The sequence below is a fragment of the Methyloferula stellata AR4 genome, assembly GCF_000385335.1.
In the GTDB taxonomy this organism is placed as follows: Bacteria; Pseudomonadota; Alphaproteobacteria; order Rhizobiales; family Beijerinckiaceae; genus Methyloferula; species Methyloferula stellata.
In genome coordinates, this window is the sequence record NZ_ARWA01000001.1 from 1,160,601 (window position 1) to 1,184,629 (window position 24,029).

A 24,029-nucleotide genomic window follows, 5' to 3' on the forward strand; every position below is an offset into this window, starting at 1 on the left:
TTGAAAGTAGGCTCTAGAAATTCACCTCGAGGCTGGCCTCATAGGTCCGCGGGGCGCCGAACCAGGCGGTATCGCCGCCATTGGCGCCGACGATGTTCGATCCGTCGGCGATCGACGCATAATAGAATGTGTTCGTCACGTTGACGACCTGGAAGCGGGCCGTCACGCGATGCCCCATGAGCAGCGAACAGGCTCTGCGAGTCGAAGCTTTGGATATAGCGGAAGAAGGGTGCGTCGGTCGGCTCCTTCAAAATGTAATTGAACACGCCCGAGGGCGATTCAGGTCCGTAAAGCGCGCCTGCAAGCCCGTTCAACACCTGGATGCCCGCGAGATTCTCGGCCGGGATCGCCGTCGTGCCGATGACGTTCAAGCCGTCGAGCCGCGTGTTCGACACGATGCTGCTTTGAAAGCCGCGCGATTGCGGCCGCGACACTTCGAGCCCCTGCTGATCTCTGATCTCGACCGAGGGCAAATAGCGCAGCGTATCGTTGACGGTCTGAACCTGCTGATTGAGGATCAGAGTATCCGGGATAAAATTGACCGATTGCGGCGTGTCGAGCACGGGCTGCTTGCCGAGCGGCCCGAGATCGACTGGCGGCGGTTGATCGGGCGCCATAGCCGCATTGGCGAGACCTGTGTCCGTGCCTTGCACATTGACGGCCGGCAATGTGGCCGCGGCGGCAGGCGCAGGTGCGTTTGCTTGTTGTGCCACCGCCGGGAATGAAAGCGCCGTTAGAAAACCGGTCGCTGTGCCGAGGCTGAGAAAGGCGCGATGATGTATTTTGGACGACATTTTTGGGAACCTCTTGTTCGAGGTCCCCGTACCAAAAAGAAAAACCTTTATATATCGGGTGTACTGTTCGAAAACCGATCAGCTTCTTCTATCGTGATATAGACACAACAATGACGCGCCGTATGACACATTGTAGCGCATTTGTAACATATTGATTATATGCGGATTATTGTTGCGAGTCGGTTTTGCTTCTTCGACTCGCAACAATGTGAGAAAACATAAATTCGGCTTTAAATATTAGGCCGTTTGCAGCGCGGCGAGGATCGCATCGCCCATCTGAGAGGTCGAAACGGCGTCGCCCTTCTCACCCTTGATGTCGGCGGTGCGCAGACCCTTGTCGAGAACGCTCGATATCGCTTTCTCGATCTTATCCGCAGCTTCGATGAGCCCGAAGGAATAGCGTAGCGCCATGCCGAAGGATGCGATCATCGCGATCGGATTGGCGATGCCTTTGCCGGCGATATCGGGCGCCGATCCATGCACGGGCTCGTAGAGCGCCTTGCGCTGGCCGGTCTTCTGATCGACCTCGCCCAGCGAAGCCGACGGCAGCATGCCGAGCGAACCGGTCAGCATCGAGGCGATATCCGAGAGAATGTCGCCGAAGAGATTGTCCGTGACGATGACGTCGAATTGCTTCGGCCGCCGCACGAGCTGCATGCCGAGCGAGTCGGCAAGCTGATGCTCGCATTCGACATCCTTATAGTCACGCGCGTGCAGCGCGATCACGGTCTCGTACCAGAGAAGGCCGGACTTCATCACATTATGCTTTTCGGATGAGGTCACCTTGTTGCGGCGCTTGCGCGCGAGCTCGAAGGCGACGCGGGCGATGCGCTCGATCTCGTAAGTGTCGTAGACCTGGGTATCGATGGCGCGCCTCTGGCCATTGCCGAGATCGATGATCTGTTTCGGCTCGCCGAAATAGACGCCGCCGGTCAATTCGCGCACGATCATGATGTCGAGCCCGTCGACCAGTTCGCGCTTGAGCGATGAGGCATCCGCGAGCGCCGGATAGCAGATGGCGGGACGCAGATTGGCGAAAAGCTGCATGTCCTTGCGCAGGCGCAAAAGGCCGGCCTCGGGGCGCACGTCATAGGGAACACCATCCCATTTCGGGCCGCCGACGGCGCCGAGCAGCACCGCGTCCGCGGCCTGAGCGAGCGCCACGTCGGAATCTGAAATCGCCTTGCCATGCGCATCGTAGGCGCAGCCGCCGACAAGGCCCTTTTCGAATTCGAACGCGGCAATGCCTTCCTTGGTGAACCATTGGGCGATCTTTTCGACTTCCGCCATGACTTCGACGCCGATGCCGTCGCCGGGAAGGATGAGAAGCTTATATGTGGCCAATTTTTACTCCTGCTTTTGGCGGGCTTTTAAGCAGGTTGGGGGGAAGGGGGCAAGGCGGCATCCCAGCCCGGCGGTCCTGCCTCGGGGCGCGTTTTTTTGCGGTGTCGCGCGCAGGCGGCATTGTTCCCGATCCATGTCCTTTCGAAAAGCTGCGATCGTCGCCCGGGTGGGCAAGGCGCCCGATTGTGCCTTTGTCGCGCCGGGCTGGCGCCCCGTTCAAGGAGCGAAGGAAAGGTCATTTTTATAAGTGATAAATATTGACATTTATCAGTCATTAGTTATTTTTGCTCTTATGGTCTGGGCTGCTTCGGAGAGGGCGCCATGTTCCAACGAGCTCGTTTTGCTGCGATCGTCTTTCGCCTTAGCCTTGTTATTGTTCCTGCTTTAGTCCTTTCCGCCTGCGGCGAAGCCAAGAGCGATGTCACTGAGATCAAGCCCGATCGGCCGGTTCTGGTGACGCAGGTTCACTACGCGCCGGAAACGCCGGCCCGGTCCTTCGATGCCTCGGTCCGGCCTCGGATCGAAACCGATCAAGGATTTCGGGTTTCGGGCAAGGTCGCGCGTCGGCTGGTGGACGTTGGCGATACGGTCGCCCCGGGCCAGGCGCTCGGCACGCTCGATGATACAGACTTGAATCTGCAGCTCGAGCAGGCACGAGCGGAAGCCGGCGCCGCCAAAATTTCGCTTGAGCAAGCGGCTGCGGATGAAGCGCGCGGCGCGGAATTGCGCCGTGCCGGCTGGACGTCGCAAGCCGCCTTCGACAAATTGCGCTCCGCCGCCGAAGAGGCGCGCGGGCGTGACCGCCGGGCGCAGCGCGCCGTGGAACTGGCAACCAATTCGGTCGCCTATTCGATTCTAAAGGCCGATTCGGCAGGCGTGGTTACGGCAACTTTCATCGAACCGGGCCAGGTCGTCGCCGTCGGACAGGCCGCTATCCGCGTCGCCAAGCTCGGCGAAAAGGAAGCCGTGATCGCGGCGCCGGAATCCTTGCTCGATCTGGTCCGTCGCGGCGAGGCACGCGTCACTTTATGGTCCGCACCGAACCATAGCTATCAAGCACGTTTGCGCGAGCTTGCGCCGGCTGCCGATGCGACGACACGAACCTATGCCGCGCGGTTTTCATTGCCGGATGCCGATGACGCGGTGGCGCTCGGTATGAGCGCGACGCTCACCTTGCGCGATCTTCATGGCGCGCCGGCGGCGAAAGTTCCCCTCAGCGCCTTGTTCAATCAAGGCGCTGGCCCAGCCCTTTGGGTGGTCGAGGCCGATGGAACGCTTCAACTGAAACACGTCACTGTCACGCGCTACGACGGCGATTGGGCCTATGTGGCGGATGGTGTCGATGAAGGCGTGTCGATCGTCACGCTCGGCGTTCAGAAGCTCGACCCGCACGAGAAGGTGCGCGTCGTAAGCCGGCTCGGTTCATAAAGCGCGAGCCCTGAAGGCGCGGGCCCTTCGAATGGGCTTGCGCGACAGCGATGTTTTTCCGTTTGAATATTTAGAGGTGGATCATGCGCAAGCTGAACCTGTCCGAATGGGCCGTCCATCATCAAGCTCTCGTGCTGTTCTTGATTATCGTTCTCGGGATTGGCGGCGCCTTCTCTTATATGAAGCTCGGCCGCGCGGAAGATCCGTCCTTTACGATCAAGATCGCCGTCGTCACGGCCATTTGGCCCGGCGCGACGGCCGAGGAAATGCAGAACCAGGTGGCGGATCCGATCGAGAAGAAGGCGCAGGAGCTGCCCTTTTTCGACAGGGTGCAGACCTATTCGAAACCGTCTTTCACCGCGATGCAGGTCTTTTTCAAGGACACGACGCCGCCGGCACAGATCCCCTATCTCTTCTATCTGTTGCGCAAGAAGCTGGCCGATGCGCAAGGCTCGCTTCCGCAAGGCCTCATCGGCCCGAGCGTCAACGACGAATATGGCGACGTCGATTCCGTCCTCTATACGATATCCGGCAAGGGCACCGATTATGCGCAATTGAAGAAGATCGCGGAGAATATGCGCCAGCGGCTTCTCAAAGTGCCGGATGTCGTGAAGGTGAATATGTATGGCGTCCAGGACCAGAAAATCTTCGTGGATTTCAGTCAGGCCAAGCTCGCCAATCTCAATTTGCAGCCGCAATCGATCTTCGACTCGCTTGCGAAGCAGAATGCGGTCAATGCGTCGGGTGTCGTCGAGACGCAATCCGCCCGCGTGCCTATGCGCATCACCGGCGCCCTCGTCGGCGCGGCGGCCGTGGCCGAGACGCCCGTTGAAGCCAATGGGCGTGTTTTCCGGCTCGGCGACATAGCGAATGTAACGGACGGGTTTGAAGATCCGCCAAGCTTTCTCTTGCGGCAAAGGGGTGAACCTTCGCTTGCGCTCGGCGTCGTCATGGCCAAAGGCGGCAATCTCATCACGCTGGGCGATGCGCTGAAAAGCGCGATGGCGGAGATCACCGCGCAGCTCCCGGTCGGCATCGATATCGAGCAGATCGCCGATCAGCCGAAGGTGGTCCAGACCGCTATCGGCGAATTCACCCGCTCCTTCACCGAGGCCCTTGTCATCGTCCTCGTCGTAAGCTTCCTCTCGCTTGGCTGGCGGACCGGCATCGTGGTCGCGGTTTCCGTGCCTCTCGTGCTCGCCATCGTCTTCATCATCATGAGCGCGATGGGGCTCGATCTGCATCGCATCACACTCGGGGCGTTGATTATCGCGCTCGGGCTGCTCGTCGACGACGCGATCATCGCCGTCGAAATGATGGTCGTCAAAATGGAGCAGGGCGTCGATCGCCTGAAGGCTGCGACTTTCGCCTGGGACTCGACCGCTTTCCCCATGCTGACCGGCACGCTTGTGACGGCGGCGGGCTTCCTCCCCGTCGGCTTCGCGGCCTCCTCGACCGGGGAATATGCCGGCGGCATTTTCTGGGTCGTGATGATCGCGCTTCTCGCTTCCTGGATCGTCGCGGTCGTCTTCACGCCTTATCTCGGCGTGAAGCTTCTTCCCGATTTCGCAAAGCACGGGCATCGCGATCCGGACGCCATCTATGACACGCGGATGTATCGCGGGCTGCGCTCATTGGTGCGCTGGTGCATCAAACAACGCATGATCGTCGTCGCGGCGACTGGCGGGATTTTCGCGCTCGCGGTCGTGGGCTTTGGCCATGTCCAGCAGCAGTTTTTCCCTTTGTCGGAACGGCCCGAGCTCTTCCTGCAATTACGTCTGCCGGAAGGCACGGCGATTGGCACAACCCTCGGCATCACGAAAGAGGCCGAAAAGCTCATAGCCGACGATCCCGATATCGAAACTTACACGGCCTATGTCGGTCAGGGCTCGCCACGTTTCTGGCTGGGGCTGAACCCGCAGCTTCCCGATGAATCTTATGCGGAGATCGTCATCGTCGCCCGCGATATAGAGGCGCGTGAACGTCTCAAGACGAAACTCGAAGCCGCAGCGGCTGCGGGCGCGCTCAATGCGGCACGCGTGCGCGTCGATCGTTTCAACTTCGGGCCGCCTGTCGGTTTCCCGGTGCAGTTTCGCGTCATCGGCCCAGATCCGAACACCGTCCGCGGTGTTGCCTATCAAGTGCGCGACGTCATGCGCGCCAATCCGAAGGTGGTCGAGCCGCAGCTCGATTGGAACGAACAAGAACCATCGGTGCGCCTGGTGCTCGATCAGGATCGTGCGCGCGCGCTTGGTCTCAATCCGCAAGACGTCGCCAACACGCTTCAGATGCTGTTATCGGGCGTCACCGTGACCACGGTCCGCGAGGGCATCGAGAAGGTCGATGTGGTGGCGCGGGCGATCAAGTCGGAACGTGCCGATCTCGGCCATATAGGCGATCTCGCGATCACCTCACGCAATGGTGTTCCGGTTCCGCTCGCGCAGGTGGCGAAGATCGTCTACGGCCACGAGGAGCCGATTCTCTGGCGCCGCAGCCGCGATATGGCGATTACCGTGCGCTCCGATGTCGTCGACGGCGTCCAAGCGCCCGATGTTACAAATGAAATCTGGCCGGCCCTGGTGAAGATCCGCGCCGAGCTTGCGCCCGGCTATAGAATCGAGATCGGCGGCGCTATAGAGGAGTCCGCCAAGGCCAATGCGTCGCTCTTCGCTGTCTTTCCCTATATGCTCGTTGCCATGCTGACGATTCTAATGCTGCAATTGCAAAGCTTTCCGCGCTTGGCCCTGGTGTTTCTCACGGCACCTTTGGGGCTGATCGGCGCATCGCTCGGGCTCAATCTCGCGCATCGGCCCTTCGGTTTCGTGGCGCTGCTCGGTCTCATCGCGCTCGCCGGCATGATCATGCGCAATACGGTGATTTTGGTCGATCAGATCGAGGACGACGTGAAGCGCGGACTGCCGCGCGGCGAGGCGATCGTCGAGGCGACGGTCAGACGCGCGCGGCCCGTCGTGCTGACGGCATTGGCGGCCATCCTCGCCATGATTCCTCTGTCGCATTCGGCCTTCTGGGGTCCCATGGCGACGGTGATCATGGGCGGGCTCTTCGTCGCGACATTCCTGACGCTGCTCTTCCTGCCGGCGCTCTATTCGTTGTGGTTTCGCAAGAGCCTCGGTTCTCAGCCGGCAGCGCAGGACACCGAACCCTCACATCGAACCGGCGAGGCCATTCCCGGCCTCCCGGCCCTTTCCATGAAATAAGGTCCCATGAACGTCGCCGCCGAAGCCAAAGAGAAAGATACGCGCCAGCGCATCGTCGAGACAGCCGAACGCCTTTTCCGGCAGCTCGGCTTTCAAAAGACGACCGTCGCCGATATTGCGCGCGAGCTTGGCATGTCGTCGGCCAATGTCTATCGCTTCTTCGGCGCCAAATCCGAGATCAACGAAGCGGTCTGCCGGCTCTTGATGGGCGAGGTCGAGCAGGCCGCCGAAGAGATCGCGGCCGAAAAGACCAGTGCGTCCGACCGGTTGCGCAAGCTTGTCCACACCGTCAACCAGATGAGCGGGGAACGCTATATCGGCGATCGCAAGCTGCATGAAATGGTCGCCGTCGCATTGAGCGACAATTGGCCGATCATTGTCGGCCATATAGAACATATGGGCGCGATCTACGGCAAGATCATCGCTGACGGCGTCGCAAAGGGCGAGTTCGAACCCTGCGATATCGAGACGGCGGCCAAACTCGTCCATACCGCGACAATCCGCTACTGCCATCCGCGCCTGATGGTCGAATGCGCGGATGTGCCTTCGCCGAGCCTTGATGAGATGGTCGATTTTTGCCTGAGAGCTCTGGCCAAATAATACTCCTCCGGACGTCATGGCCGGGCTTGACCCGGCCATCCAAGCGCTGAAGGCGGTATTAAAGCTTCGCGCCGAACCCGCGCAGTTCAAAGACCGCTATTCATCTCTTGGCGGCAAGCATGGCGAGCGGATCGCTCTGGTCAATGACGAGCCTTTGGCTCGCCGCCTTCGGCGGTCGCGAAGCGATCATTGACAAAAGCGCATCCGTCTCGCCGAAAATCTCCGCCATCGGATGAATGGCGAAATCCGATATGCCGCCACCGGACGCGCAGGCATAGCAGCGACGCTCTGCCTATTGGACGAATGCGCTTGCTTCCAGCGTCCAGATCCATTGCCGCGGCGGCGCCTTGCAATCGCCGATCGGTTTGTTGTCGGAACAGGCGCCACGTACCGGCTCGGACTCAAGACTGTAGAAAAACCGTTCTGCGTCTTTCGCAAATCCCTTGACGGTGCTGTACGGCCCGTCAGCATCCTGCTCCGGCAAGTGCTTCCAACCCGCGAGGCTGTTCTCGATCTTGTCCTGAGCGGCGACGAAACCGATCGTCAAGCCACGCGCCTTGCCGGATAGGAGGCAGGCGCTCCCATGCAGCCCATCGGGAAGTTTCGGTGCAGCGACCTTCGTCTTAAGCGGCAGGCCGATGGCGGCGCTGACAGCCTTGGCAAGTGCCGCGCATTCGTCCTGCGCAATGGGCTTGACCTCGGCGTCCGCTGCGAAGGCCGGGATCGATGCCAGACAAATAAGAAGAACCAGGGCTTTTGACATGCGACGCCCCTTCACGTGCCTCCGGAAAATGCCGCGACCCGCTGACCTGAATTTAGCGCGGCGCACCGGTCTGCCCAGCTTTTCCGGCAGTAAGGTGAACAGCGGTCTATCCGAATTGCTTAAGATGAACGCCGGCGGCTGACAACGCGGCGCTGTTTCACCATTGATCGCGGTGTTCAAAGACCGCCATTCATCTTTTGGCAGTGAGCATGGCGAGCGGATCGCTTTGGTCAATGACGACCCATCGTAGATGGGTCGCCGCCGAAGGCGGTCTGAGATCATTGACAAAAGCGCATCCGCCTCGCTGAAACTGCCCGCCATCGGATGAATGGCGAAAACTGACGTGTGGTTAGCGGGCAACTTCACAGGTTGAACCAGGGCGTTAGCTCGAATAACTCCCGGTGCCTACTAAGCCCATGGTCGGTCACGCCTTGAAGCGACATTCAGTATACTATCGGCAAAGACGAGAGGCAGGATAGCCCATTTCATGACGGACGAACCAGAGCAACGGTTTGAATCGGACATCTCATTTCGCTGCCCAAGTTGCGGTGAGCGGATTAGAACCTCGATCGAGGTGCCAGAGCCAGATTGGAGTAATGCTGAAAGTTCCTCTGATCTTGTATCCAATGATGTAAGTGAAATAAGCTGCACCGAATGCGGAGCAAGTTTTGAAGCAGATGTTTTTTACTCAGGATCTTCCTGCGAAGTAACTTTTCGTGATTACCCGAATGTTTTGGTGGCGGCTGATATACCATTCTTTACGCCAGATCCGGACTACTACGTAAGCTGGTTTGCAGAACCCGCGCCTCCAGAACCTTACCTAAATTTTTTGAATGCATTCTTCGATATTGGCAATGTCTTACATAAACATGGAAATTTGGAAAGCGGCGGCGCCCTTATCAATCGAATGGTTTTCGCCCAATACCTTTCGGCCTTCGAAGCCTATCTTGCGGATACATTGGTCCAAAGAGTCACAAAGGATATCAAACTTGTGCGAGAAATTCTGACATATGACCGAAATCTAAAAGACCAAAAATTCTCGCTTAAGGAAATTTTAGAAGATCACGACATCGTCATGAAAGCAGTTAGAAAATATCTTCGAGAGACCGTTGTATATCACCGCATTGAGTTAGTTTCCGCGCTATACAAGATGGCTTTCGGAGTTAAATTGCTGGATGGGAAAGCTTCTGCCGACAAACTTGCGTTAGCGATAAGATATCGTCACGATTGTGTACACAGAAACGGTGTCGATATTGATGGCAATTCGCTTACTGTTTTTACGGTGAATTATATCGCCGAGCTGTCGAAGTTGCTGCGTGCTATTGTTGATGATATCGAAAACCAGCTTGATCCAACCGAGCGGACGGGGTTCCTATTTTAGGAAATTCTCGGATCGCAAGTAGTACTGTGCAGAGCCGATCAAAAGATGAATTAAGCAACAATCGCCACGCGGCGATCTCGTCCGTGCACGAGGCCTCGGTAGGTGCCAATCCCTCCCTCGTTCGGAGAGGGTGGCCGCGTTAGCGGCCGGGTGGGGTTACCCCATCCGGCATGCTTTGCATGACACCTTTCCCTTGCAGGGGAAGGATTCGCTCATGCCACCGCCAACTGCCGCAGCACGTAAGGCAGAATGCCGCCATTCTTGAAATATTCGAGTTCGTCCTCGGTCGCGATGCGGCAGAGCAGCGGCACGGTCTTCACGCCGCCGTCGGCATATTTGATTTCCGCCTCCATCATCTGACGTGGCTTCAGGCCCTCGCCAAGACCATGGATCGTGACGATCTCGTCGCCCTTGAGGCCGAGCGACGCCCAGGTCGTGCCGGCCTCGAAGGTGAGCGGCAGTACGCCCATGCCGACGAGGTTAGAACGGTGGATGCGCTCGAAGCTCTCGGCGATGACGGCGCGCACGCCCAGGAGCTTGGTACCTTTCGCGGCCCAGTCGCGCGACGAGCCATTGCCATATTCGGCACCGGCGAAGATGACGAGCGGCACCCCTTCCTCTTTGTATTTCATGGCCGCATCGTAGATCGGCATTTCGGTGCCGTCCGGCCAATGTTTGGTCATCCCGCCTTCCGGCACCGTGCCGTCCGGCTTTTTCTCGCGGATGAAATTCTTGATGCGGATATTCGCGAAAGTGCCGCGCATCATGATCTCATGATTGCCGCGCCGCGTGCCATATTGGTTGAAGTCCTTGGCCGAGACCTGCCGCTCTTCGAGGAAGGTTCCGGCGGGTGAGCCGGCCTTGATCGAGCCTGCGGGCGAAATATGGTCGGTGGTGATTTTGTCGCCGAAGAGCGCGAGAATGCGAGCCCCTTCGATCTCTTTGACGGGGTCCGGCGTCATCGTCATGCCGTCGAAATAGGGCGGGTTCTGCACATAGGTCGAGCCCATGTCCCACTTATAGGTTTCGCCCGATGGCGCCTTCACCTTGCGCCAATGCGCATCGCCCTCGAAGACATCGGCATAGCGTGACTTGAAGACCTTGCGCGTCACGAAATCCTCGATGAAGGCATCGATCTCCTCGCCCGAGGGCCAGATCTCCTTGAGATAGATGGGCTCGCCCTTCTTATTATGGCCGATCGGCTCCTCGTCGAGATTGCGCGTCACCGTGCCGGCAATGGCATGCGCAACGACCAGCGGCGGGGAGGCCAGATAATTCGCCTGCACGTCGGGGCTGACGCGGCCTTCGAAATTGCGGTTGCCCGAGAGCACAGCCGCGGCGACGATGCCGTTCTCGTTGATGGTCTTCGAAATCTCAGGCGGCAAAGGTCCGGAATTGCCGATGCAGGTCGTGCAGCCGAAACCGACAAGATTGAAGCCGAGCTTGTCCAAATCCTTCTGCAGGCCGGAGGCCGTCAAATATTCGGCGACCACCTGGCTGCCCGGCGCGAGCGAGGTTTTGACCCAAGGCTTCGTCGTGAGGCCTTTCGCCAAAGCATTCCGCGCGAGAAGGCCCGCGCCGATCAGCACATTCGGGTTCGACGTATTGGTGCAAGACGTGATCGCTGCGATCACCACATCGCCATGGCCGAGATCGAAATTCTTGTCGTCGACGGGATAGCGCGTCTCGGCATCGGCGCTCTTCTTGTAATCGGATTCGAGCGCGGCCTTGAAGCCTTCGGCGACACCGCCGAGTGCGACGCGGCCTTCGGGACGCTTCGGACCCGCCATGGACGGCATGACCTCGGCGAGATCGAGATCGAGCGTCTCGGTGAAGACGGGATCGGGCGAGATCTTGGTGCGATAGAGCCCTTGCGCCTTGGCATAGGCCTCGACCAGCGCGATGCGCGGATTGGAGCGCGCGGTCATGGTGAGATAGGAGATCGTCTCGCCATCGACCGGGAAGAAGCCGCAGGTCGCGCCATATTCCGGCGCCATATTGGCGATGGTCGCGCGATCGGCGAGCGAGAGCGCATTCAGGCCCGGCCCGTAGAATTCGACGAATTTGCCGACGACGCCCTTCTTGCGCAGCATTTGCGTGACGGTGAGCACAAGATCCGTCGCGGTCACGCCGGGGTTGAGCGCGCCGGTCAATTTGAAGCCGATGACCTCCGGCAAAAGCATGGAGAGCGGCTGGCCGAGCATGCAGGCTTCGGCCTCGATGCCGCCAACGCCCCAGCCGAGCACGGAGAGCCCGTTCACCATGGTCGTGTGCGAATCGGTGCCGACGAGCGAATCGGGATAGGCGACCTCGATCGTTTCCTTCTTACCGCCCTTGCCTGTGACTTTTTCCTTCTTCGTCCAGACGGTCTGCGCGAGATATTCAAGATTGACCTGATGGCAGATGCCGGTCCCGGGCGGCACGACACGGAAATTATTGAACGAGTCCTGCCCCCATTTCAGGAAGCGGTAGCGCTCGCCATTGCGCTGATATTCGAGATCGACATTGGTCTTGAAGGCTTTGTTGGTGCCGAAAGCATCGACGATCACGGAATGATCGATGACGAGATCGACCGGCACGAGCGGATTGATCTTTTGCGGATCGCCGCCGAGCTTGGTCATCGCATCGCGCATGGCGGCCAGATCGACGACGGCCGGAACGCCGGTGAAATCCTGCATCAGGACCCGCGTCGGACGGAAGGCGATTTCGCGCTCGTCCTTGCCCTTGTTCTGCAGCCATTGTGCGACGGAGAGAATATCCTCCTTTGTCACCGAGCGGCCGTCCTCGAACCGCAGCAGGTTTTCGAGCAGGATCTTCATCGAAAAGGGCAGGTTCGCAATGCCTGGGAGACCGTTCTTTTCCGCCGTCTTGAGCGAGTAATAATGATAGGTCTTGTCGCCCACATTGAGCTTTTTCAGGCATTTGAAACTGTCGAGCGACGCCATGGAATCCACTTCCGAAACCGAGCTGAAAAGATGTCCGGCTTATAGATAATTTCTAAATCGCGAGCTACAGGTCGAAAGGCGAAGTTTTTTTGACCCCGCCCCAAGTGTTTTTGAGGGTCAAGAGTTTCTGAGGGTTTTGCATGCGCCTTGCGGCGACGGATCTGACGCTCGAACGCGGCGCCCGCCTGATTTTCTCCCATTTGAGCTTTTCTCTCGAGAGCGGCGAAGCCCTGGCTGTCACCGGGGCCAATGGAGCGGGAAAATCCTCGCTTTTGCGCGCTTTGGCGGGGCTTTTGAGCCCGGTGTCCGGCACAATCGAGCTTTCGCCGCGATCCGACATGCCGCGCGCCGAGGCCAGCCATTATCTCGGCCATGCGGACGCCCTGAAAGGCGTGCTGACGCTCAGAGAAAACCTGGTCTTCTGGTCGGCCATGCTCGCAACAGTGCCGGGCACAATGGCGGTGGAGGCGGTTTTGGCGCGCTTTGGCCTTAAAGCCGTCGCCGACCTGCCCGCAGCCTATCTTTCGGCTGGCCAAAGGCGCCGCGGGGCGCTGGCAAGACTGTTGCTCGCGCCGCGGCCGATCTGGCTGCTCGACGAACCGCTGACCGCGCTCGATCTGGCATCCCAGAACCTGCTGCGCGAGGTCATGCAGGACCATTTGGCGGGCGGCGGTCTCATCATAGCTGCCACCCATGCGACGCTTGGCCTAGCCGCGCGGGAGCTTAATATGGACGGCAAGATGGATGGCGAGCCATGAGTGCCACGCAGCGCGGCTCTTCGCCGCTCAAGGCGCTTTTCGCGCGCGAATGGCGGATCGGCCGGAGAGTCGGCGGCACCGGCAGCATGGGTGTCGTGTTTTTTCTGATCCTCGTCTCGATCATTCCCTTCGCGGTCGGGCCCGATCTCGTCCTGCTCGCCCGCATCGGCCCGGCGCTTTTATGGATCGCGGCTCTGCTCGCGACGCTGCTTGGCCTAGATCGGCTGTTCCAGGGCGATGACGACGATGGCTCGCTCGACCTTCTCTTGATGAGCGAGATACCGCTCGAGGCCATCGTTCTCGTCAAATGCCTCGTGCATTGGCTTTTGACCGGCGTGCCGCTTGTCGTGGCGACGCCGGTCTTTGCCGTGATGCTCGGCCTCGAACCGCAAGCGATTTTCGGTGTCACGATCTCGCTTTTGGCCGGGACGCCGGCGTTGACTTTGATCGGCGCGATCGGGGCGGCTTTGACCGTCGGATTCGGCCGCGGCGGGCTTTTGCTCGCGATCTTGATTTTGCCGCTTTGCGTGCCTGTTTTGATCTTCGGCGTCTCGGCGGCGCAGGCGGCTTCCGGCGGCACCGTGCCTTTCATGACGCCCTTCGCGATCCTCCTGGCGCTGAGCCTCGGGGCCTTGGCGGCGGCGCCCTTCGCAGCCGCTCTGGCGCTGCGGCAGGCCCGGATTTAGCCACCGGCTTTAATTTGCCTTTCACATGTGAGGCTCCTAGATGATGGCCATGCTGAACCTCGCCAATCCGAGCAATTTTCTGCGCCTCGCCTCCTGGCTCGTGCCGGTTTTCGCCGGTATCACGCTATTTTTGTTCGGCATCGGCCTCTATCTTTCCTTCCTCGCCCCGCCGGACTATCAGCAAGGCGAGACCGTCAAGATCATGTATCTGCATGTGCCGGCGGCTTGGCTTTCCATGTTCATCTATGCGGTCATGTGTTCGGCAGCGCTCGGCACGCTCGTCTGGCGCCATCCGCTCGCCGATGCCGCGCAAAAGGCGGCAGCCCCGCTTGGCGCCGGATTCACCTTCATTTGCCTCGCGACCGGCTCGCTCTGGGGCAAGCCCATGTGGGGCACATGGTGGGTCTGGGATGCGCGGCTGACCTCGGTGCTGGTTTTATTTCTGATCTATCTCGGCCTTGTTGCGCTCTGGCAGGCGATCGAAGATCCTGGCCGTGCCGCGCGCGCGGCCGCCGTGCTGACGCTTGTCGGCGCGGTCAATATTCCGATCATCAAATTCTCGGTCGATTGGTGGAACACATTGCATCAGTCGGCCTCCGTCTTCCGGCTCGGCGGTCCGACGATCGCGCCAAGCCTGCTCTGGCCTTTGATCGTGATGGCCCTTGCCTTCACCTTTCTATTTTTGACTTTGCATATGATGGCGATCCGCAACGAGATCTATCGCCGCCGCCTGCGGCGTCTGTCGATCCTCGCGGCCCATGCCGGCGACAGGGATCTCTCGGGTGCCGCGATGGAGCCGGCCCGATGAGCGATCCGCATCTTGGCTTCATCGTCGCCGCTTATGGTCTGGGCTTTGTCGTGATCGCCGGAATGGTGGCCGCGATCCTTTACGATCAAAAGATTTTGAAGCGGGCACTGGCCAAATTGCCGGGACGCGGCGAAGGCGGACCCGAGGAATGACAGCGCAGGACGCAGATCCCGCCGTCGCAGAAACGCCGAAGCCGCAACGGCGCCTCTGGCTCATCTTTCTGCCGCTTCTGGTTTTTCTGGCGTTGGCCGGGCTCTTCCTACTGCGCCTCTATGGCGGAGACGCATCGCGCTTGCCCTCTGCGCTGATCGGCAAGGAAGTGCCGGCTTTTAATCTGCCAGCCGTTGCGGGACTTGAAAATAGAGCGGGCCTCACCGACGCGGATCTGCGTCAAGGTCATGTCACTTTGGTGAATGTCTTTGCCTCATGGTGCGTGCCTTGCCATCAAGAACATGAGCTTTTGATGCAGCTCTCGAATGATCCGGCATTGGCCGATCTCGGCGTGAAGATCGTCGGCATCGCCTATAAGGACGAACCCGAAAACATCAGGCGTTTTCTCGGCCAGGCTGGCGATCCCTACAGCCGGATCGGCGCCGACCGTTCGGGACGCACCGCGATCGATTGGGGCGTCTATGGCGTGCCGGAAAGCTTTGTCGTCAAAGGCGACGGCAAGATCGCGTATAAATTCATCGGGCCGATGAGCGCTGACGCCATACGCAGCGTGCTTCTGCCGGAAATCGCCAAGGCGGCTGCACCGGCTTCCGCTCAGTGAGCCGCGAGGCTTGCGACAAGAAAAGCAATTGCCGAAGCCGGCGCGCAATCGCAGGCCTTGGCGCGCACTTCGGGCAAGGCCTCTATCAGATCGGAAAAATCGATGAAGCGCCGATTGAGCCGTTCGGCTAGGCGCTTCACGACGAAGCGCCCGGCACCGGCTCCGACGACGGGCGCTTCCGCGCTGATCTCGCCACGCGACAGGATGAGATGCGCGGCATCGGTCAGATCGCGCAATTGCACTTCGGCGAAATAGCGCGCGAGCTGCTGCCATGTCGCGAGATCGGCTTCGGGCCCATCATAGCCCAGCATGCGGGCGAGCCGGGCCATCGAGGCCTCGACCGTCTTTTCGCGCCCATCGGCGGTCTCCATGACATCGGCATCTTCCGGCAGTTCGCCCAGCAGGCGATAGACATCGCAAGTCGCTGCGAACCATTCGTTCATCAAAGGCACCCAGCGCCCGCCGAAGGGCACCAGCTTGAGGCCGGAGGACATCAAATAGCTGCGTACGACTCCGGCATAGACGAGTTCGCCATTGGCGAGGCGCGAAGCATCCGAATAGCCCGCCGTTTTGACTTTGCCGCCGATGACCGGAATAAGATCGGTGGTCGTCGAGCCCATATCCACGAAAAGCGCATTTTGATGGTGGAGCCCGGCGAAAGACGCGCTCGCATGCCAATTGGCGGAAGCGATTTTTGTGGCATGGGCGGCAACCGCCTGCGGTTCGACGAAGCCTTCGGGGCCGGCATAGAAGAGCACCCGCGCGGGCGCCAATTCCTGCGCCGCGAGCGCTGCGACACCATTGACGCCTTCTTCCCGCGAGGCAAAGGCGTCGCAAAGTTCGGCGGTCATGGTCGCGGCATTGAGATCGGCCGATCCGACAAGCGGCTTTGCCTCGGCAAAGGACCGATGCAATTCGTCGAGCCCAAGCCAGAGCGGGCAGGCAACTTGCACGGCCTTGACGATGCGGCCGTCTTCCCAGCGCGAGGCTTTCAAATGCGCGCCGCCTATATCCCAACCGATGATGCTTTGCATATGTGTCTCTTGCGTGCGAACCAGATGGGCTCTTGATGCTGAAGTCTTTTCCTTGTCCTTCGAGACGCGCTCCCAAAGGAGCGCTCCTCAGGATGAGGGAAAAGATGCAATCTTCCCAAAACCCTCACCCTGAGGAGCGCGCAAAGCGCGCGTCTCGAAGGGCGAGGGCGGCAGAAACGTCCTTCAGCAGCCTTGCTTATGATGCAGAGGTTTTCGGTGGAAGTCATTCCCGTCATCGATCTCAAGGGCAAGCAGGTGGTGCGCGCCAAAATGGGGGAGCGGCAGTTTTACGCGCCGCTCGTAACACCGCTCGCCGCGACCAGCGCGCCGCGCGACGTGATCCAGGGCTTTTTGTCGGAGCATCCATTCGAGACGATCTATGCCGCGGATCTCGATGCGATCGAAGGACAAGCTTCGCATGAGGTTACTCTTGCCGAATTACAGGCGCTCTTTCCTCATCTGACTTTTTGGGTCGATGCCGGCGTCAGAACTCTATCCGAAGCGCAGATATGGCTCGCGCAAAATAAGGCTCATCTCGTGATCGGAAGCGAATCATTCGAGGACGCAGCCGCGTTCGAAATGCTTCGCGACGATCCGCGCATCATCCTTTCGCTCGATTTTCGTGGCGAGACATTTCTCGGGCCGCGCGCGCTTCTCGACGACGAGAGGCTTTGGCCGCAGCGCCTGATCGTCATGACTCTCTCGCGTGTCGGCAGTGATGCGGGGCCGGATATCGAACGGCTTCAATCCGTCCTCAAAAGAGCAGGGTCACGCAAAATTTATGCGGCTGGCGGTCTGCGCGGCAAAGGCGATCTCGGGCTTTTGCAGGCGGCCGGAGCCGCGGGCGTTCTTGTCGCATCCGCTTTGCATGATGGGCGGCTTGGCAGCGCAGATTTGGTGCAGGCAACTTAAAATGAAAAGGGGAGCCCGAAAGCTCCCCTGACATTGACCAACCTGCGGACCGAATCTTAGTTCGGGGCGAAGGGGTGCTTGGCCGTGTCGCGCTGCGCGACGACTTCGGTCGCCTTCGGCTCGCCCTTGACGGCGCGGGCGATGGCTTCCTTGGTGGCGCGATAGTTGAAGTCCTGGATCTTCTGATCGTCGGCTGCTTCCCAATGGATGAACACGCCGACGCAGATGAAGATATCATCAGCTTCGGCGACCGGAATGATGCCTTCTGCGACGCTGTCCGCGACAGCCTTGCCGACGGCATGCTGAGCCGGTCCGAACATCTGAACGGCCTGCTTGGCGCCCTTGATGGTGACCTTGTTGAACAGGATCGTGTTCGGCTTGCAGAGCAGGTTCGGGGCGACGACGGCGAGGAGCGTCGTGAAGCCGTCCTTGTTGTTGACCAGCGCGTTGGCGAACGCCGATTCGGCCGCGCTGCCGCGCGGTCCCATGATGAGATCGATGTGAGCGATTTCATTGCCGTCGCCGACAAGCGACTCGCCGACCAAAAGCTTATTAATCACGGCCATTTACAAACTCCTCAGAAAGGGGACTTTTCGATGAGCTGCCGAAGCATTCGACAGACATAAATTCATAGAACGCAATTGAACCCCTGCGTCCAAACACGCTCTATCAGCTTTTTTAATCGCATTTTCAACCGCGAAGCCGGGGAGGCCCGCCTGATAATGCTCTATCCTTGCTGTCAGCGCCCTTGCTTGGGCCGGTTGGCCAGATAGCCACGGATCGCTCCGCGGCGCCACTCAACCATTTATGCGAGGCCGGAGCAAGATGCTGGATAGCCGATCGGCGAAGAGAGTGCCAACGGTCAGATCGGCGCTCGTGCCAGGGTTGCGACCATGTGCCTTGAGGCGCGTGTCGAAAGCCATGAGATCGTCGAAAGACTCCTCAGGCTTCGGCCGTGCTTCGAATCGCGCAAAGGCGTCAAAGGCTTCCATTCGAACGGCCTCAGCGGCCTCCAGGCCGAATTTGCGGGTGATATGCGTATCGGGAAATTTCGCCAGGAAAGCGAGATAGGTTGTAACGGTAGTCCAGGGCGCGCTCCATCCACGGTCTCTGGCGCTTTTGAGGGCAGCAAGCCCTGTCATGAAAACATCTTCAAAATTCGACGCATATTGGTAAGCGATGCGGTCGCGCGGAGCGGCCTCGGCCATAGCCTCGCGCAAAGTCACGGTTGCCGGCTGATGGACATCATGCCGCGCGGTCTCGCCAAGGCCGCCCGGCGAAGCACGGGCGATTGCTTGAAACGTGTCTTCGGCATCGGCGCGGCTAAGCCTGCCTAAAATTTCAGCCAAGCCGCCATGCAGATCAGGTATGCCACGCTCCGCCGCCGCCGCGAGAGGCGCGCATAAAAGCAGAATGCCGAGATTTGTATTCATTCCAACGGTGGCGAAACTCGCTTCCACCGCGCCGCGGATACGCTGGCCGACGGTATGACCCCGCCGCGTCAGCGATGGCGCCGCTGCCGCGGCGCTCGCCAGAAAATGCTCCGCCGTCATGCCGTGGCCTTCGGCGAAGACATGAACATTGCCGGGTTTCAAGGCCAGGATTTCATCGCGGCAGGAGGCGATAAAAGCCTCGGCGATGTCGGCCTCAAGGCTCATCGCGCGGTTCTGGCGAGATCGAGATCGAGCCGTGTCAGAAGATCGCCCGCGAGCCGGTCGGCGATCGAAAATCCGGTGATGCTTTGCAAGCCGCGCCAGCCGGGCATGCTGTTGACTTCGAGAACGGTCAGACGTCCGTCGCGCTCGCATAAAAGATCGACGCCGGCGAAATCGGCGCCGATGGCTTTTGCCGAGCGCAGCGACAAATCGCGCATTTCATCGGTGATTTCGATCGGCTCGGGTTTGGCGCCGAGTTTCACATTGGTGATCCAATGCCGTGCGTGGCGGCTCATGGCCGCGATGATCTCGCCGCGCGAGACGAGAACGCGGGTATCGCGAAATCCGTCCTGTTCGACACCGACGAATCGCTGCAGATAATAGACGCCTTCGACCGCTTCGATCTCGGGCAGATCGGACTCGCGCCGGATCAGTTTCAGCCCGCGCCCTTGCGCGCCGAAGAGCGGCTTCAGGACCAGGGCCCCGCGCGCGCATTCACGCCGCACGATGACTCTCGCGGCGGCTGCCGTTTGGACCGTCCAGGTCGCGGGTGTGGGAATGGCGTTTGCCGCAAGATAAAAGCTCGTCGCGGCTTTATCGACGCAGCGTTCGATCGTGCGCGCCGAATTCAGGACAGGCACGCCTATGTCGCCCAAGGCATGCAAGACGCTGAGCCGTGTCGTCACCGATTCGAATGTGCCGGCGCCGATCGCGCGGGCAAAGACGGCATCTGGCAGCCGTCCGCCAAATCCGGGGATGACGAGACCAGAGGGCCGCCTCGTATCGAAACCGCAGCTTGAGAGCCTGATCGGAATGGCTCTCGCACCCGCGCGCGCAAAAGCCGCGGTCAGGGCCCGCGCATGCCAATCGAACCGGTCGACGGCAAGCGCGATCTGCGGCCCGTCTTGCGCCGCTTTCGGCGGCTGTGCGAGTGCCGATGATTCAGCCGAAGGAGGCATCGAGCAGAGCCAGATCGATATGTCCGGCGCGGAAGGTTTCGCCGGTTTCGACCGCCGTCACCATGGCCGCGGCCGGACTGAAGAGCGTCGGATCGATTTTGTAGAAATCGCCTTTGTACGTCTTGAAGATTTGCGCGAAGGGCTGGCCGTAATCGCGCGACGTGGTGCTCGGCAAGGCCGCTGCGAGTTCCTTCGCCTCATTGGCTGGCCCGGTTACGAAAAGATGCGCCTGGCCGCCATAGATGATCGCATCATTGGTGCGGCCCATGGCGGTGACGAAATCCGGATGCGGCGGCGACAGAGGCGCCGTCGCAATGCCGTCGATTACGCGCGACAAGGGGAATTTCAGCTCATGCACTTTGTGCATGGCAACTTCGAGCACGCGTGCAACCACCTGCACGCCGCCTGCGAGGCTGCGCGTCGGCGCGTAGATGAAGGCGACGCGATCGGCTGCGACCTTGCATGCCTGCGCGACCTTATCGACAACTTCTGGCGGCGGCGGGCGGTCGCCCTCGAGCACCAATGTGGCGCGATCGGCAACATCGGCATAGCCGAGGTCGTGAAAAAGCGGCTCCTTTAAAGCCAGCGCGCGCGCGGGGCCCGAGCCCAGAGCGAAAAAGGCGCCCTTGCCTTCACCATGCTGGAGACTCCAGCCGGCATATTGGCTGCCGAGACAAGCGATCACCGGGTCCTTTGTGCGCACCGTCAAATGAAACGGCCAGTTCGGGCTCGCATTGAACGGCGTGAGAGTCACGGTGCCGAGGCCTCCGAGGCAGACCTCGGCCATGAGAAGCCCGGCGTCGATCCCACCGACCACCGCTGAGCCCGCGTCGATGAGCGTTTCGCCGCGCTCGCCTTTGGTGACGATGCAGCGGAATTTCGTGGCCTCATGGACGAGCCTGTCGACCAAGTGGCCTGCCAGCGTATTGACGCTGATCTCCGGAGTATCTGTCATGCGGCGGCTTCCCTTTGATTGATCGAGAGGAGTGTCAGAATCTGTGCGGCGCGCTCGTCGAGAAGGCGCCGCACGAAATGAAGGTCGGGTCCGCTCGCCGTCACTGTGCAGAGCGGATCATGTTCGGCGACCGCGCTTCCCGGCTTTTGCCGGTCGGCGGCCCATATGGGCCAATCGCAAGCGGGCGTGGACGCGATCTCGTACGGCGCATAGACGAAGCTGGCGGCTTCCGCCGCCTCGAACCGCAAGGACTTATCCGGCAAATCTCCGCGGCAGGCTTCGATATGCGCGCGCAGAAGGCGGCCGTCATGGTCGCGAAAAATATCGAGCGTGGCGCCGGGTCGCGGGTTGATTTCGATCAGGTGAAAGTCCGGGCCCTCAACGAGGAAATCGATACTGTTCAGGCCGACGAGTTCCGCTGCCGCTGCTATATCGCAAGATGCGCGCGTAAGCGCCTCTGCGAGCGTCGCATCGAGTGAGACCGGCCGTGCCGCGCCGCCAAAGCGCCAAGGCTGACCCGGCGCGGGGGTGGCCCATTGTTCGCTGAGACCGAGCATCAAACTTTTGGTTCCGTCGGCGAGCAAAAGGCTTGAGACAGGGCGGCCCGCGACGCGGCGTTGATAATAGCCGCCATTAGCGAGAAGGCCCGGCTCGGCGGCGGCTATATGCACGCCGCCCGATCCGCCCGCATGTTTGATGAGCCATCGGCTGCCGTCAGTTGGCGTTTCGAACGAGATGTCCGGATGCGGAACGCGAAGGTCGGCGCAAAGCTCAGCAAGAGCGGCTGGGTCTTTCACGCGCTGCACGATAGAGGGCGCGTTGCCGAGGAGCGGCCAATGTTTTGCGATTTCTTCCAAAAGCCCGGTGCGGTCTTCGAAGCCTGCGCCATAGACGAGCCCGATCACCTGCTTGCCTTCCACTTGCGCGCCTTCGGCGAGCGCTTTCAGAGCCGCCATCAAGGGTGCTGTTTCGAAGCCATGCGCGAAATCGCCTTCGACCAAAAGATTGGCTGCGGCGAGTTCGCGCGTGTCGAGATCGTCGAAAAAATCACAGACCAGCGGCAAATAGCCCGCCGCCCGCGCGGCCTGCGCCAAAGCGCGGCCGGACGGAGCGGCGATCAAGACGCACTCGCGCTCAGACGAGGGTGCGCGCGAGGGTGAAAGCATCACGGAAATCGAGGCACAGAGCCTTGTCGGTTGTCACCATTTTTTGGAAGAGCTGAGACTCCGTCTTGTACTTGATGTCGCCGATCGCGAGCGGGCCGACACCGAGGATGCCGCCGGCAAGTTCCTTGCCATTGTCCATCAGTTCCAGGCCCTCGACGCCATAGGGCGGCACGGCGTTCACATCGGCCGCGACGAGAAGGTTCGGGGCCTTCTTCAAATCTTCGGCCGAGAGAATCTGCAACCCGGCGCGTCCGGCGCAAAGCGCGACATCGGCTTTTGTGAGAGCGGCAAGTCTCAGTTCCGGCGTGCTCGCGTCGACCGGAATGACAGTCGCGCCGAAACGCTTCTTGACCTCTTCAGCGCTTTTCGCGACGCGGCCGATGCCGTCATGCCCGGCGAATGTCACTTCGGCACCCTCGAGCGCGGCGATGACGCCGGACGAAAAGCCGACGACGCCGGTTGCGCCGTAGATGATGAATTTCGTTCCGGCGAGCGTCTTGTTCTTCTTTGTCTTGAGCAATTTCTCGACGCAGGCGACCATGGCGGCGGCGGTGGTAAAAGAGCCCGCCGGGTCGGCGAAGATCGAAATCTCGAAGGGCTTCAGCAAAGTCTTCTTCGCGACATCGACCATGTCGAGCGCGAGAATCGCATCCTTGCCGGCGATGAAGATGGCCGTGCGCAGGCAATCCTTGGGCGAGCGCGAGAACATCGCGTCCTGCACCAGCGGCATGACTTCATCCAAGGTCACGTTGCTGTAAGGCGTGACCGAATCATAGCCTGCATCGAGCGCCATGTTCACGTCGAAAGGGCTCATATGTTTCAAAGGGCTCAGCATATGCAAAATGGTTTTTGCCATTCTTTTCATCCCGATTGGATTTGGTGTTCGAGGTTTTTTGTTTCGGTATTGGTCTCAATCCTGGCACCGTAATTGAGGCCTTTGCAGATTAACACGTCCAAATGCAAGAGAGCGGCATCTTGCGCGACCTGGTCGACCAGGCGTCTTGCTTCGCCCTCGCTTTCGGCGAAAGCAAAACCCGTCGGCCCCCACGAGCTTTGGCCAAGCCCATGGGCCCCGGTTTCGCCGAGCGCGGCCATGATTTTTCCGACAGCGGCGCTTGTATAGCGGCCACCTTGCGCAGGTGCAAAATAATCGCCGAGAATTGTCTGAATTTGAGCGATTGCCGCGCCGAATTGCCCAATATCGCTCTCAATTAGAGCAGGAAGCGCCTGCATCAGCACATGCCGGCAAATGTCGGCCGCGCCCGATGCCTGAAACTGAGGCAATGTCGCAAAGGCCGCACGTTCGTCTTCGCCGTGCACACCTTTTATGCCTTTGTCCATCACGAGAACGATCCGCCAGGATTCGGGAAACGCCAGACGCGCGAGAACCGGCGGCGTGCCCTTGCGCGTACCATGGCCGCCATCGACGATCAATCCGCCCTGCGTGAAGAGACCGGCGCCGGCGCCGGATCGCGCGCCGCGCTGCAATTGCTCGGCGTCGCCCGGTATGTCGAGATCGAAGCCTTCGAGGCGGCGCAGCGCGGTCGCGACGGCAAGCGCCAATTGCGTGCCGGAGCCCAGGCCCGCATGGGCGGGGATAGCTTCGCGCAGGACGAGCTCATAATGGCCGGTCAGGCCCAGATGCCGTTGCATCTTTTCGAGATGCGCGGCGGCGCGCAGATGTTCCGGCCCGGTGACCCTCTGCGACGAGGCCCGGGCCAGAGTGAGCGTGGTCGCGGGCGCATCCAAGGCAAGGCCTATGCTGCCAAAACGCCGCCCGATACTTCCATTGAGATCAAGAAATCCTAGGTGAAGACGTGCGGTGGCCTGCACTGCGACGTTGTTCGGCAT

The 24,029-nt window shown here is 60.2% G+C and carries 22 protein-coding genes; 10 read left to right on the forward strand and 12 right to left on the reverse strand.

Going from position 1 to position 24,029, the window contains the following annotated elements:
* Nucleotides 1-38: 38 nt before the first annotated feature.
* Together A3OQ_RS0105680 and leuB are read right to left on the reverse strand one after the other, a co-directional pair.
* Nucleotides 39-794: a TonB-dependent receptor plug domain-containing protein gene (locus A3OQ_RS0105680; RefSeq protein WP_020174403.1), complete on the reverse strand. Its 756-nt coding sequence runs from the start codon at nucleotides 792-794 to the stop codon at nucleotides 39-41.
* A gap of 237 nt (nucleotides 795-1,031) precedes the next feature.
* Nucleotides 1,032-2,138 (reverse strand): 3-isopropylmalate dehydrogenase, encoded by a 1,107-nt coding sequence (gene leuB / locus A3OQ_RS0105685; RefSeq protein ID WP_020174404.1) that lies wholly within the window; start codon nucleotides 2,136-2,138, stop codon nucleotides 1,032-1,034.
* 321 nt (nucleotides 2,139-2,459) lie between these two features.
* On the opposite strand from leuB, the gene A3OQ_RS0105690 reads away from it, so the two are divergent.
* The 3 genes from A3OQ_RS0105690 to A3OQ_RS0105700 all read left to right on the forward strand — a co-directional run bounded on the left by A3OQ_RS0105690 (nucleotide 2,460) and on the right by A3OQ_RS0105700 (nucleotide 7,384).
* Nucleotides 2,460-3,566, forward strand: a complete 1,107-nt coding sequence (locus A3OQ_RS0105690) for an efflux RND transporter periplasmic adaptor subunit (protein ID WP_020174405.1) — start codon at nucleotides 2,460-2,462, stop codon at nucleotides 3,564-3,566.
* A gap of 83 nt (nucleotides 3,567-3,649) precedes the next feature.
* Nucleotides 3,650-6,784, forward strand: a complete 3,135-nt coding sequence (locus tag A3OQ_RS0105695) for an efflux RND transporter permease subunit (RefSeq protein WP_020174406.1) — start codon at nucleotides 3,650-3,652, stop codon at nucleotides 6,782-6,784.
* 6 nt (nucleotides 6,785-6,790) lie between these two features.
* The gene (locus A3OQ_RS0105700) at nucleotides 6,791-7,384 is read left to right on the forward strand and encodes a TetR/AcrR family transcriptional regulator (protein WP_020174407.1); all 594 of its coding nucleotides are present in this window, start codon (nucleotides 6,791-6,793) and stop codon (nucleotides 7,382-7,384) included.
* Nucleotides 7,385-7,676: 292 nt separating this feature from the next.
* On the opposite strand, the gene A3OQ_RS24295 is transcribed toward A3OQ_RS0105700, so the two are convergent.
* Complete coding sequence (locus A3OQ_RS24295) at nucleotides 7,677-8,147, reverse strand: hypothetical protein (protein ID WP_152428328.1); 471 nt, start codon at nucleotides 8,145-8,147, stop codon at nucleotides 7,677-7,679.
* A 487-nt stretch (nucleotides 8,148-8,634) separates the two neighbouring features.
* On the opposite strand from A3OQ_RS24295, the gene A3OQ_RS24300 reads away from it, so the two are divergent.
* Nucleotides 8,635-9,528: a hypothetical protein gene (locus tag A3OQ_RS24300; protein ID WP_152428329.1), complete on the forward strand. Its 894-nt coding sequence runs from the start codon at nucleotides 8,635-8,637 to the stop codon at nucleotides 9,526-9,528.
* Between the two features lie 212 nt (nucleotides 9,529-9,740).
* Here A3OQ_RS24300 and acnA read toward each other — a convergent pair whose 3' ends face one another.
* On the reverse strand, nucleotides 9,741-12,473 hold the full coding sequence (acnA, locus tag A3OQ_RS0105720; protein WP_020174411.1) for an aconitate hydratase AcnA: 2,733 nt from the start codon (nucleotides 12,471-12,473) through the stop codon (nucleotides 9,741-9,743).
* Between the two features lie 140 nt (nucleotides 12,474-12,613).
* Between acnA and ccmA the strand changes: the two genes are divergently transcribed.
* The 5 genes from ccmA to A3OQ_RS0105745 are packed head-to-tail and all read left to right on the forward strand — an operon-like array spanning nucleotide 12,614 to nucleotide 15,497.
* Nucleotides 12,614-13,231 carry a heme ABC exporter ATP-binding protein CcmA gene (gene ccmA, locus A3OQ_RS0105725; protein WP_020174412.1) on the forward strand — a complete coding sequence of 206 codons (618 nt, stop codon included), beginning with the start codon at nucleotides 12,614-12,616 and terminating at the stop codon, nucleotides 13,229-13,231.
* Complete coding sequence (gene ccmB / locus A3OQ_RS0105730; protein WP_020174413.1) at nucleotides 13,228-13,917, forward strand: heme exporter protein CcmB; 690 nt, start codon at nucleotides 13,228-13,230, stop codon at nucleotides 13,915-13,917. The genes ccmA and ccmB overlap by 4 nt, the downstream gene beginning before the upstream one ends.
* Before the next feature lie 40 nt (nucleotides 13,918-13,957).
* On the forward strand, nucleotides 13,958-14,725 hold the full coding sequence (locus tag A3OQ_RS0105735) for a heme ABC transporter permease (protein ID WP_020174414.1): 768 nt from the start codon (nucleotides 13,958-13,960) through the stop codon (nucleotides 14,723-14,725).
* Nucleotides 14,722-14,877, forward strand: a complete 156-nt coding sequence (ccmD, locus tag A3OQ_RS0105740) for a heme exporter protein CcmD (RefSeq protein ID WP_020174415.1) — start codon at nucleotides 14,722-14,724, stop codon at nucleotides 14,875-14,877. The genes A3OQ_RS0105735 and ccmD overlap by 4 nt, the downstream gene beginning before the upstream one ends.
* Nucleotides 14,874-15,497 (forward strand): DsbE family thiol:disulfide interchange protein, encoded by a 624-nt coding sequence (locus A3OQ_RS0105745; RefSeq protein WP_020174416.1) that lies wholly within the window; start codon nucleotides 14,874-14,876, stop codon nucleotides 15,495-15,497. The genes ccmD and A3OQ_RS0105745 overlap by 4 nt, the downstream gene beginning before the upstream one ends.
* Here A3OQ_RS0105745 and A3OQ_RS0105750 read toward each other — a convergent pair.
* Nucleotides 15,491-16,531, reverse strand: a complete 1,041-nt coding sequence (locus A3OQ_RS0105750) for a hydantoinase/oxoprolinase family protein (RefSeq protein WP_020174417.1) — start codon at nucleotides 16,529-16,531, stop codon at nucleotides 15,491-15,493. The genes A3OQ_RS0105745 and A3OQ_RS0105750 overlap by 7 nt on opposite strands.
* Nucleotides 16,532-16,747: 216 nt before the next feature.
* Here A3OQ_RS0105750 and A3OQ_RS0105755 point away from each other — a divergent pair, with 216 nt between their 5' ends.
* Nucleotides 16,748-17,443: a HisA/HisF-related TIM barrel protein gene (locus tag A3OQ_RS0105755; protein WP_026595535.1), complete on the forward strand. Its 696-nt coding sequence runs from the start codon at nucleotides 16,748-16,750 to the stop codon at nucleotides 17,441-17,443.
* Nucleotides 17,444-17,499: 56 nt separating this feature from the next.
* On the opposite strand, the gene fae is transcribed toward A3OQ_RS0105755, so the two are convergent.
* The 7 genes from fae to A3OQ_RS0105790 form a co-directional block, all read right to left on the reverse strand.
* Nucleotides 17,500-18,009, reverse strand: a complete 510-nt coding sequence (gene fae / locus A3OQ_RS0105760; RefSeq protein WP_020174419.1) for a formaldehyde-activating enzyme — start codon at nucleotides 18,007-18,009, stop codon at nucleotides 17,500-17,502.
* A gap of 231 nt (nucleotides 18,010-18,240) precedes the next feature.
* Nucleotides 18,241-19,101, reverse strand: coding sequence for a triphosphoribosyl-dephospho-CoA synthase (locus A3OQ_RS0105765; protein ID WP_020174420.1), 861 nt, complete (start codon nucleotides 19,099-19,101; stop codon nucleotides 18,241-18,243).
* On the reverse strand, nucleotides 19,098-20,057 hold the full coding sequence (locus A3OQ_RS0105770; protein ID WP_020174421.1) for a RimK family alpha-L-glutamate ligase: 960 nt from the start codon (nucleotides 20,055-20,057) through the stop codon (nucleotides 19,098-19,100). Before A3OQ_RS0105770 ends, A3OQ_RS0105765 begins: the two co-directional genes overlap by 4 nt.
* Nucleotides 20,041-21,012, reverse strand: coding sequence for a methenyltetrahydromethanopterin cyclohydrolase (gene mch, locus A3OQ_RS0105775; protein ID WP_020174422.1), 972 nt, complete (start codon nucleotides 21,010-21,012; stop codon nucleotides 20,041-20,043). Before mch ends, A3OQ_RS0105770 begins: the two co-directional genes overlap by 17 nt.
* Nucleotides 21,009-22,133 (reverse strand): ATP-grasp domain-containing protein, encoded by a 1,125-nt coding sequence (locus A3OQ_RS0105780; protein WP_020174423.1) that lies wholly within the window; start codon nucleotides 22,131-22,133, stop codon nucleotides 21,009-21,011. The genes mch and A3OQ_RS0105780 overlap by 4 nt, the downstream gene beginning before the upstream one ends.
* A gap of 13 nt (nucleotides 22,134-22,146) precedes the next feature.
* Nucleotides 22,147-23,034 carry an NAD(P)-dependent methylenetetrahydromethanopterin dehydrogenase gene (locus tag A3OQ_RS0105785; RefSeq protein WP_020174424.1) on the reverse strand — a complete coding sequence of 296 codons (888 nt, stop codon included), beginning with the start codon at nucleotides 23,032-23,034 and terminating at the stop codon, nucleotides 22,147-22,149.
* A 5-nt stretch (nucleotides 23,035-23,039) separates the two neighbouring features.
* Nucleotides 23,040-24,029 carry a beta-ribofuranosylaminobenzene 5'-phosphate synthase family protein gene (locus A3OQ_RS0105790; protein ID WP_020174425.1) on the reverse strand — a complete coding sequence of 330 codons (990 nt, stop codon included), beginning with the start codon at nucleotides 24,027-24,029 and terminating at the stop codon, nucleotides 23,040-23,042.

Excerpts from the sequence above, each read along its gene's own strand:
- A3OQ_RS0105680 (WP_020174403.1), bottom strand. The coding sequence starts at position 794 with ATGTCGTCCAAAATACATCATCGCGCCTTTCTCAGCCTCGGCACAGCG.
- A3OQ_RS0105690 (WP_020174405.1), top strand. The coding sequence starts at position 2,460 with ATGTTCCAACGAGCTCGTTTTGCTGCGATCGTCTTTCGCCTTAGCCTT.
- A3OQ_RS0105695 (WP_020174406.1), top strand. The coding sequence starts at position 3,650 with ATGCGCAAGCTGAACCTGTCCGAATGGGCCGTCCATCATCAAGCTCTC.
- A3OQ_RS0105700 (WP_020174407.1), top strand. The coding sequence starts at position 6,791 with ATGAACGTCGCCGCCGAAGCCAAAGAGAAAGATACGCGCCAGCGCATC.
- A3OQ_RS24295 (WP_152428328.1), bottom strand. The coding sequence starts at position 8,147 with ATGTCAAAAGCCCTGGTTCTTCTTATTTGTCTGGCATCGATCCCGGCC.
- A3OQ_RS24300 (WP_152428329.1), top strand. The coding sequence starts at position 8,635 with ATGACGGACGAACCAGAGCAACGGTTTGAATCGGACATCTCATTTCGC.
- acnA (WP_020174411.1), bottom strand. The coding sequence starts at position 12,473 with ATGGCGTCGCTCGACAGTTTCAAATGCCTGAAAAAGCTCAATGTGGGC.
- ccmA (WP_020174412.1), top strand. The coding sequence starts at position 12,614 with ATGCGCCTTGCGGCGACGGATCTGACGCTCGAACGCGGCGCCCGCCTG.
- ccmB (WP_020174413.1), top strand. The coding sequence starts at position 13,228 with ATGAGTGCCACGCAGCGCGGCTCTTCGCCGCTCAAGGCGCTTTTCGCG.
- A3OQ_RS0105735 (WP_020174414.1), top strand. The coding sequence starts at position 13,958 with ATGATGGCCATGCTGAACCTCGCCAATCCGAGCAATTTTCTGCGCCTC.
- ccmD (WP_020174415.1), top strand. The coding sequence starts at position 14,722 with ATGAGCGATCCGCATCTTGGCTTCATCGTCGCCGCTTATGGTCTGGGC.
- A3OQ_RS0105745 (WP_020174416.1), top strand. The coding sequence starts at position 14,874 with ATGACAGCGCAGGACGCAGATCCCGCCGTCGCAGAAACGCCGAAGCCG.
- A3OQ_RS0105750 (WP_020174417.1), bottom strand. The coding sequence starts at position 16,531 with ATGCAAAGCATCATCGGTTGGGATATAGGCGGCGCGCATTTGAAAGCC.
- fae (WP_020174419.1), bottom strand. The coding sequence starts at position 18,009 with ATGGCCGTGATTAATAAGCTTTTGGTCGGCGAGTCGCTTGTCGGCGAC.
- A3OQ_RS0105765 (WP_020174420.1), bottom strand. The coding sequence starts at position 19,101 with ATGAGCCTTGAGGCCGACATCGCCGAGGCTTTTATCGCCTCCTGCCGC.
- A3OQ_RS0105770 (WP_020174421.1), bottom strand. The coding sequence starts at position 20,057 with ATGCCTCCTTCGGCTGAATCATCGGCACTCGCACAGCCGCCGAAAGCG.
- mch (WP_020174422.1), bottom strand. The coding sequence starts at position 21,012 with ATGACAGATACTCCGGAGATCAGCGTCAATACGCTGGCAGGCCACTTG.
- A3OQ_RS0105785 (WP_020174424.1), bottom strand. The coding sequence starts at position 23,034 with ATGGCAAAAACCATTTTGCATATGCTGAGCCCTTTGAAACATATGAGC.
- A3OQ_RS0105790 (WP_020174425.1), bottom strand. The coding sequence starts at position 24,029 with ATGCCGAACAACGTCGCAGTGCAGGCCACCGCACGTCTTCACCTAGGA.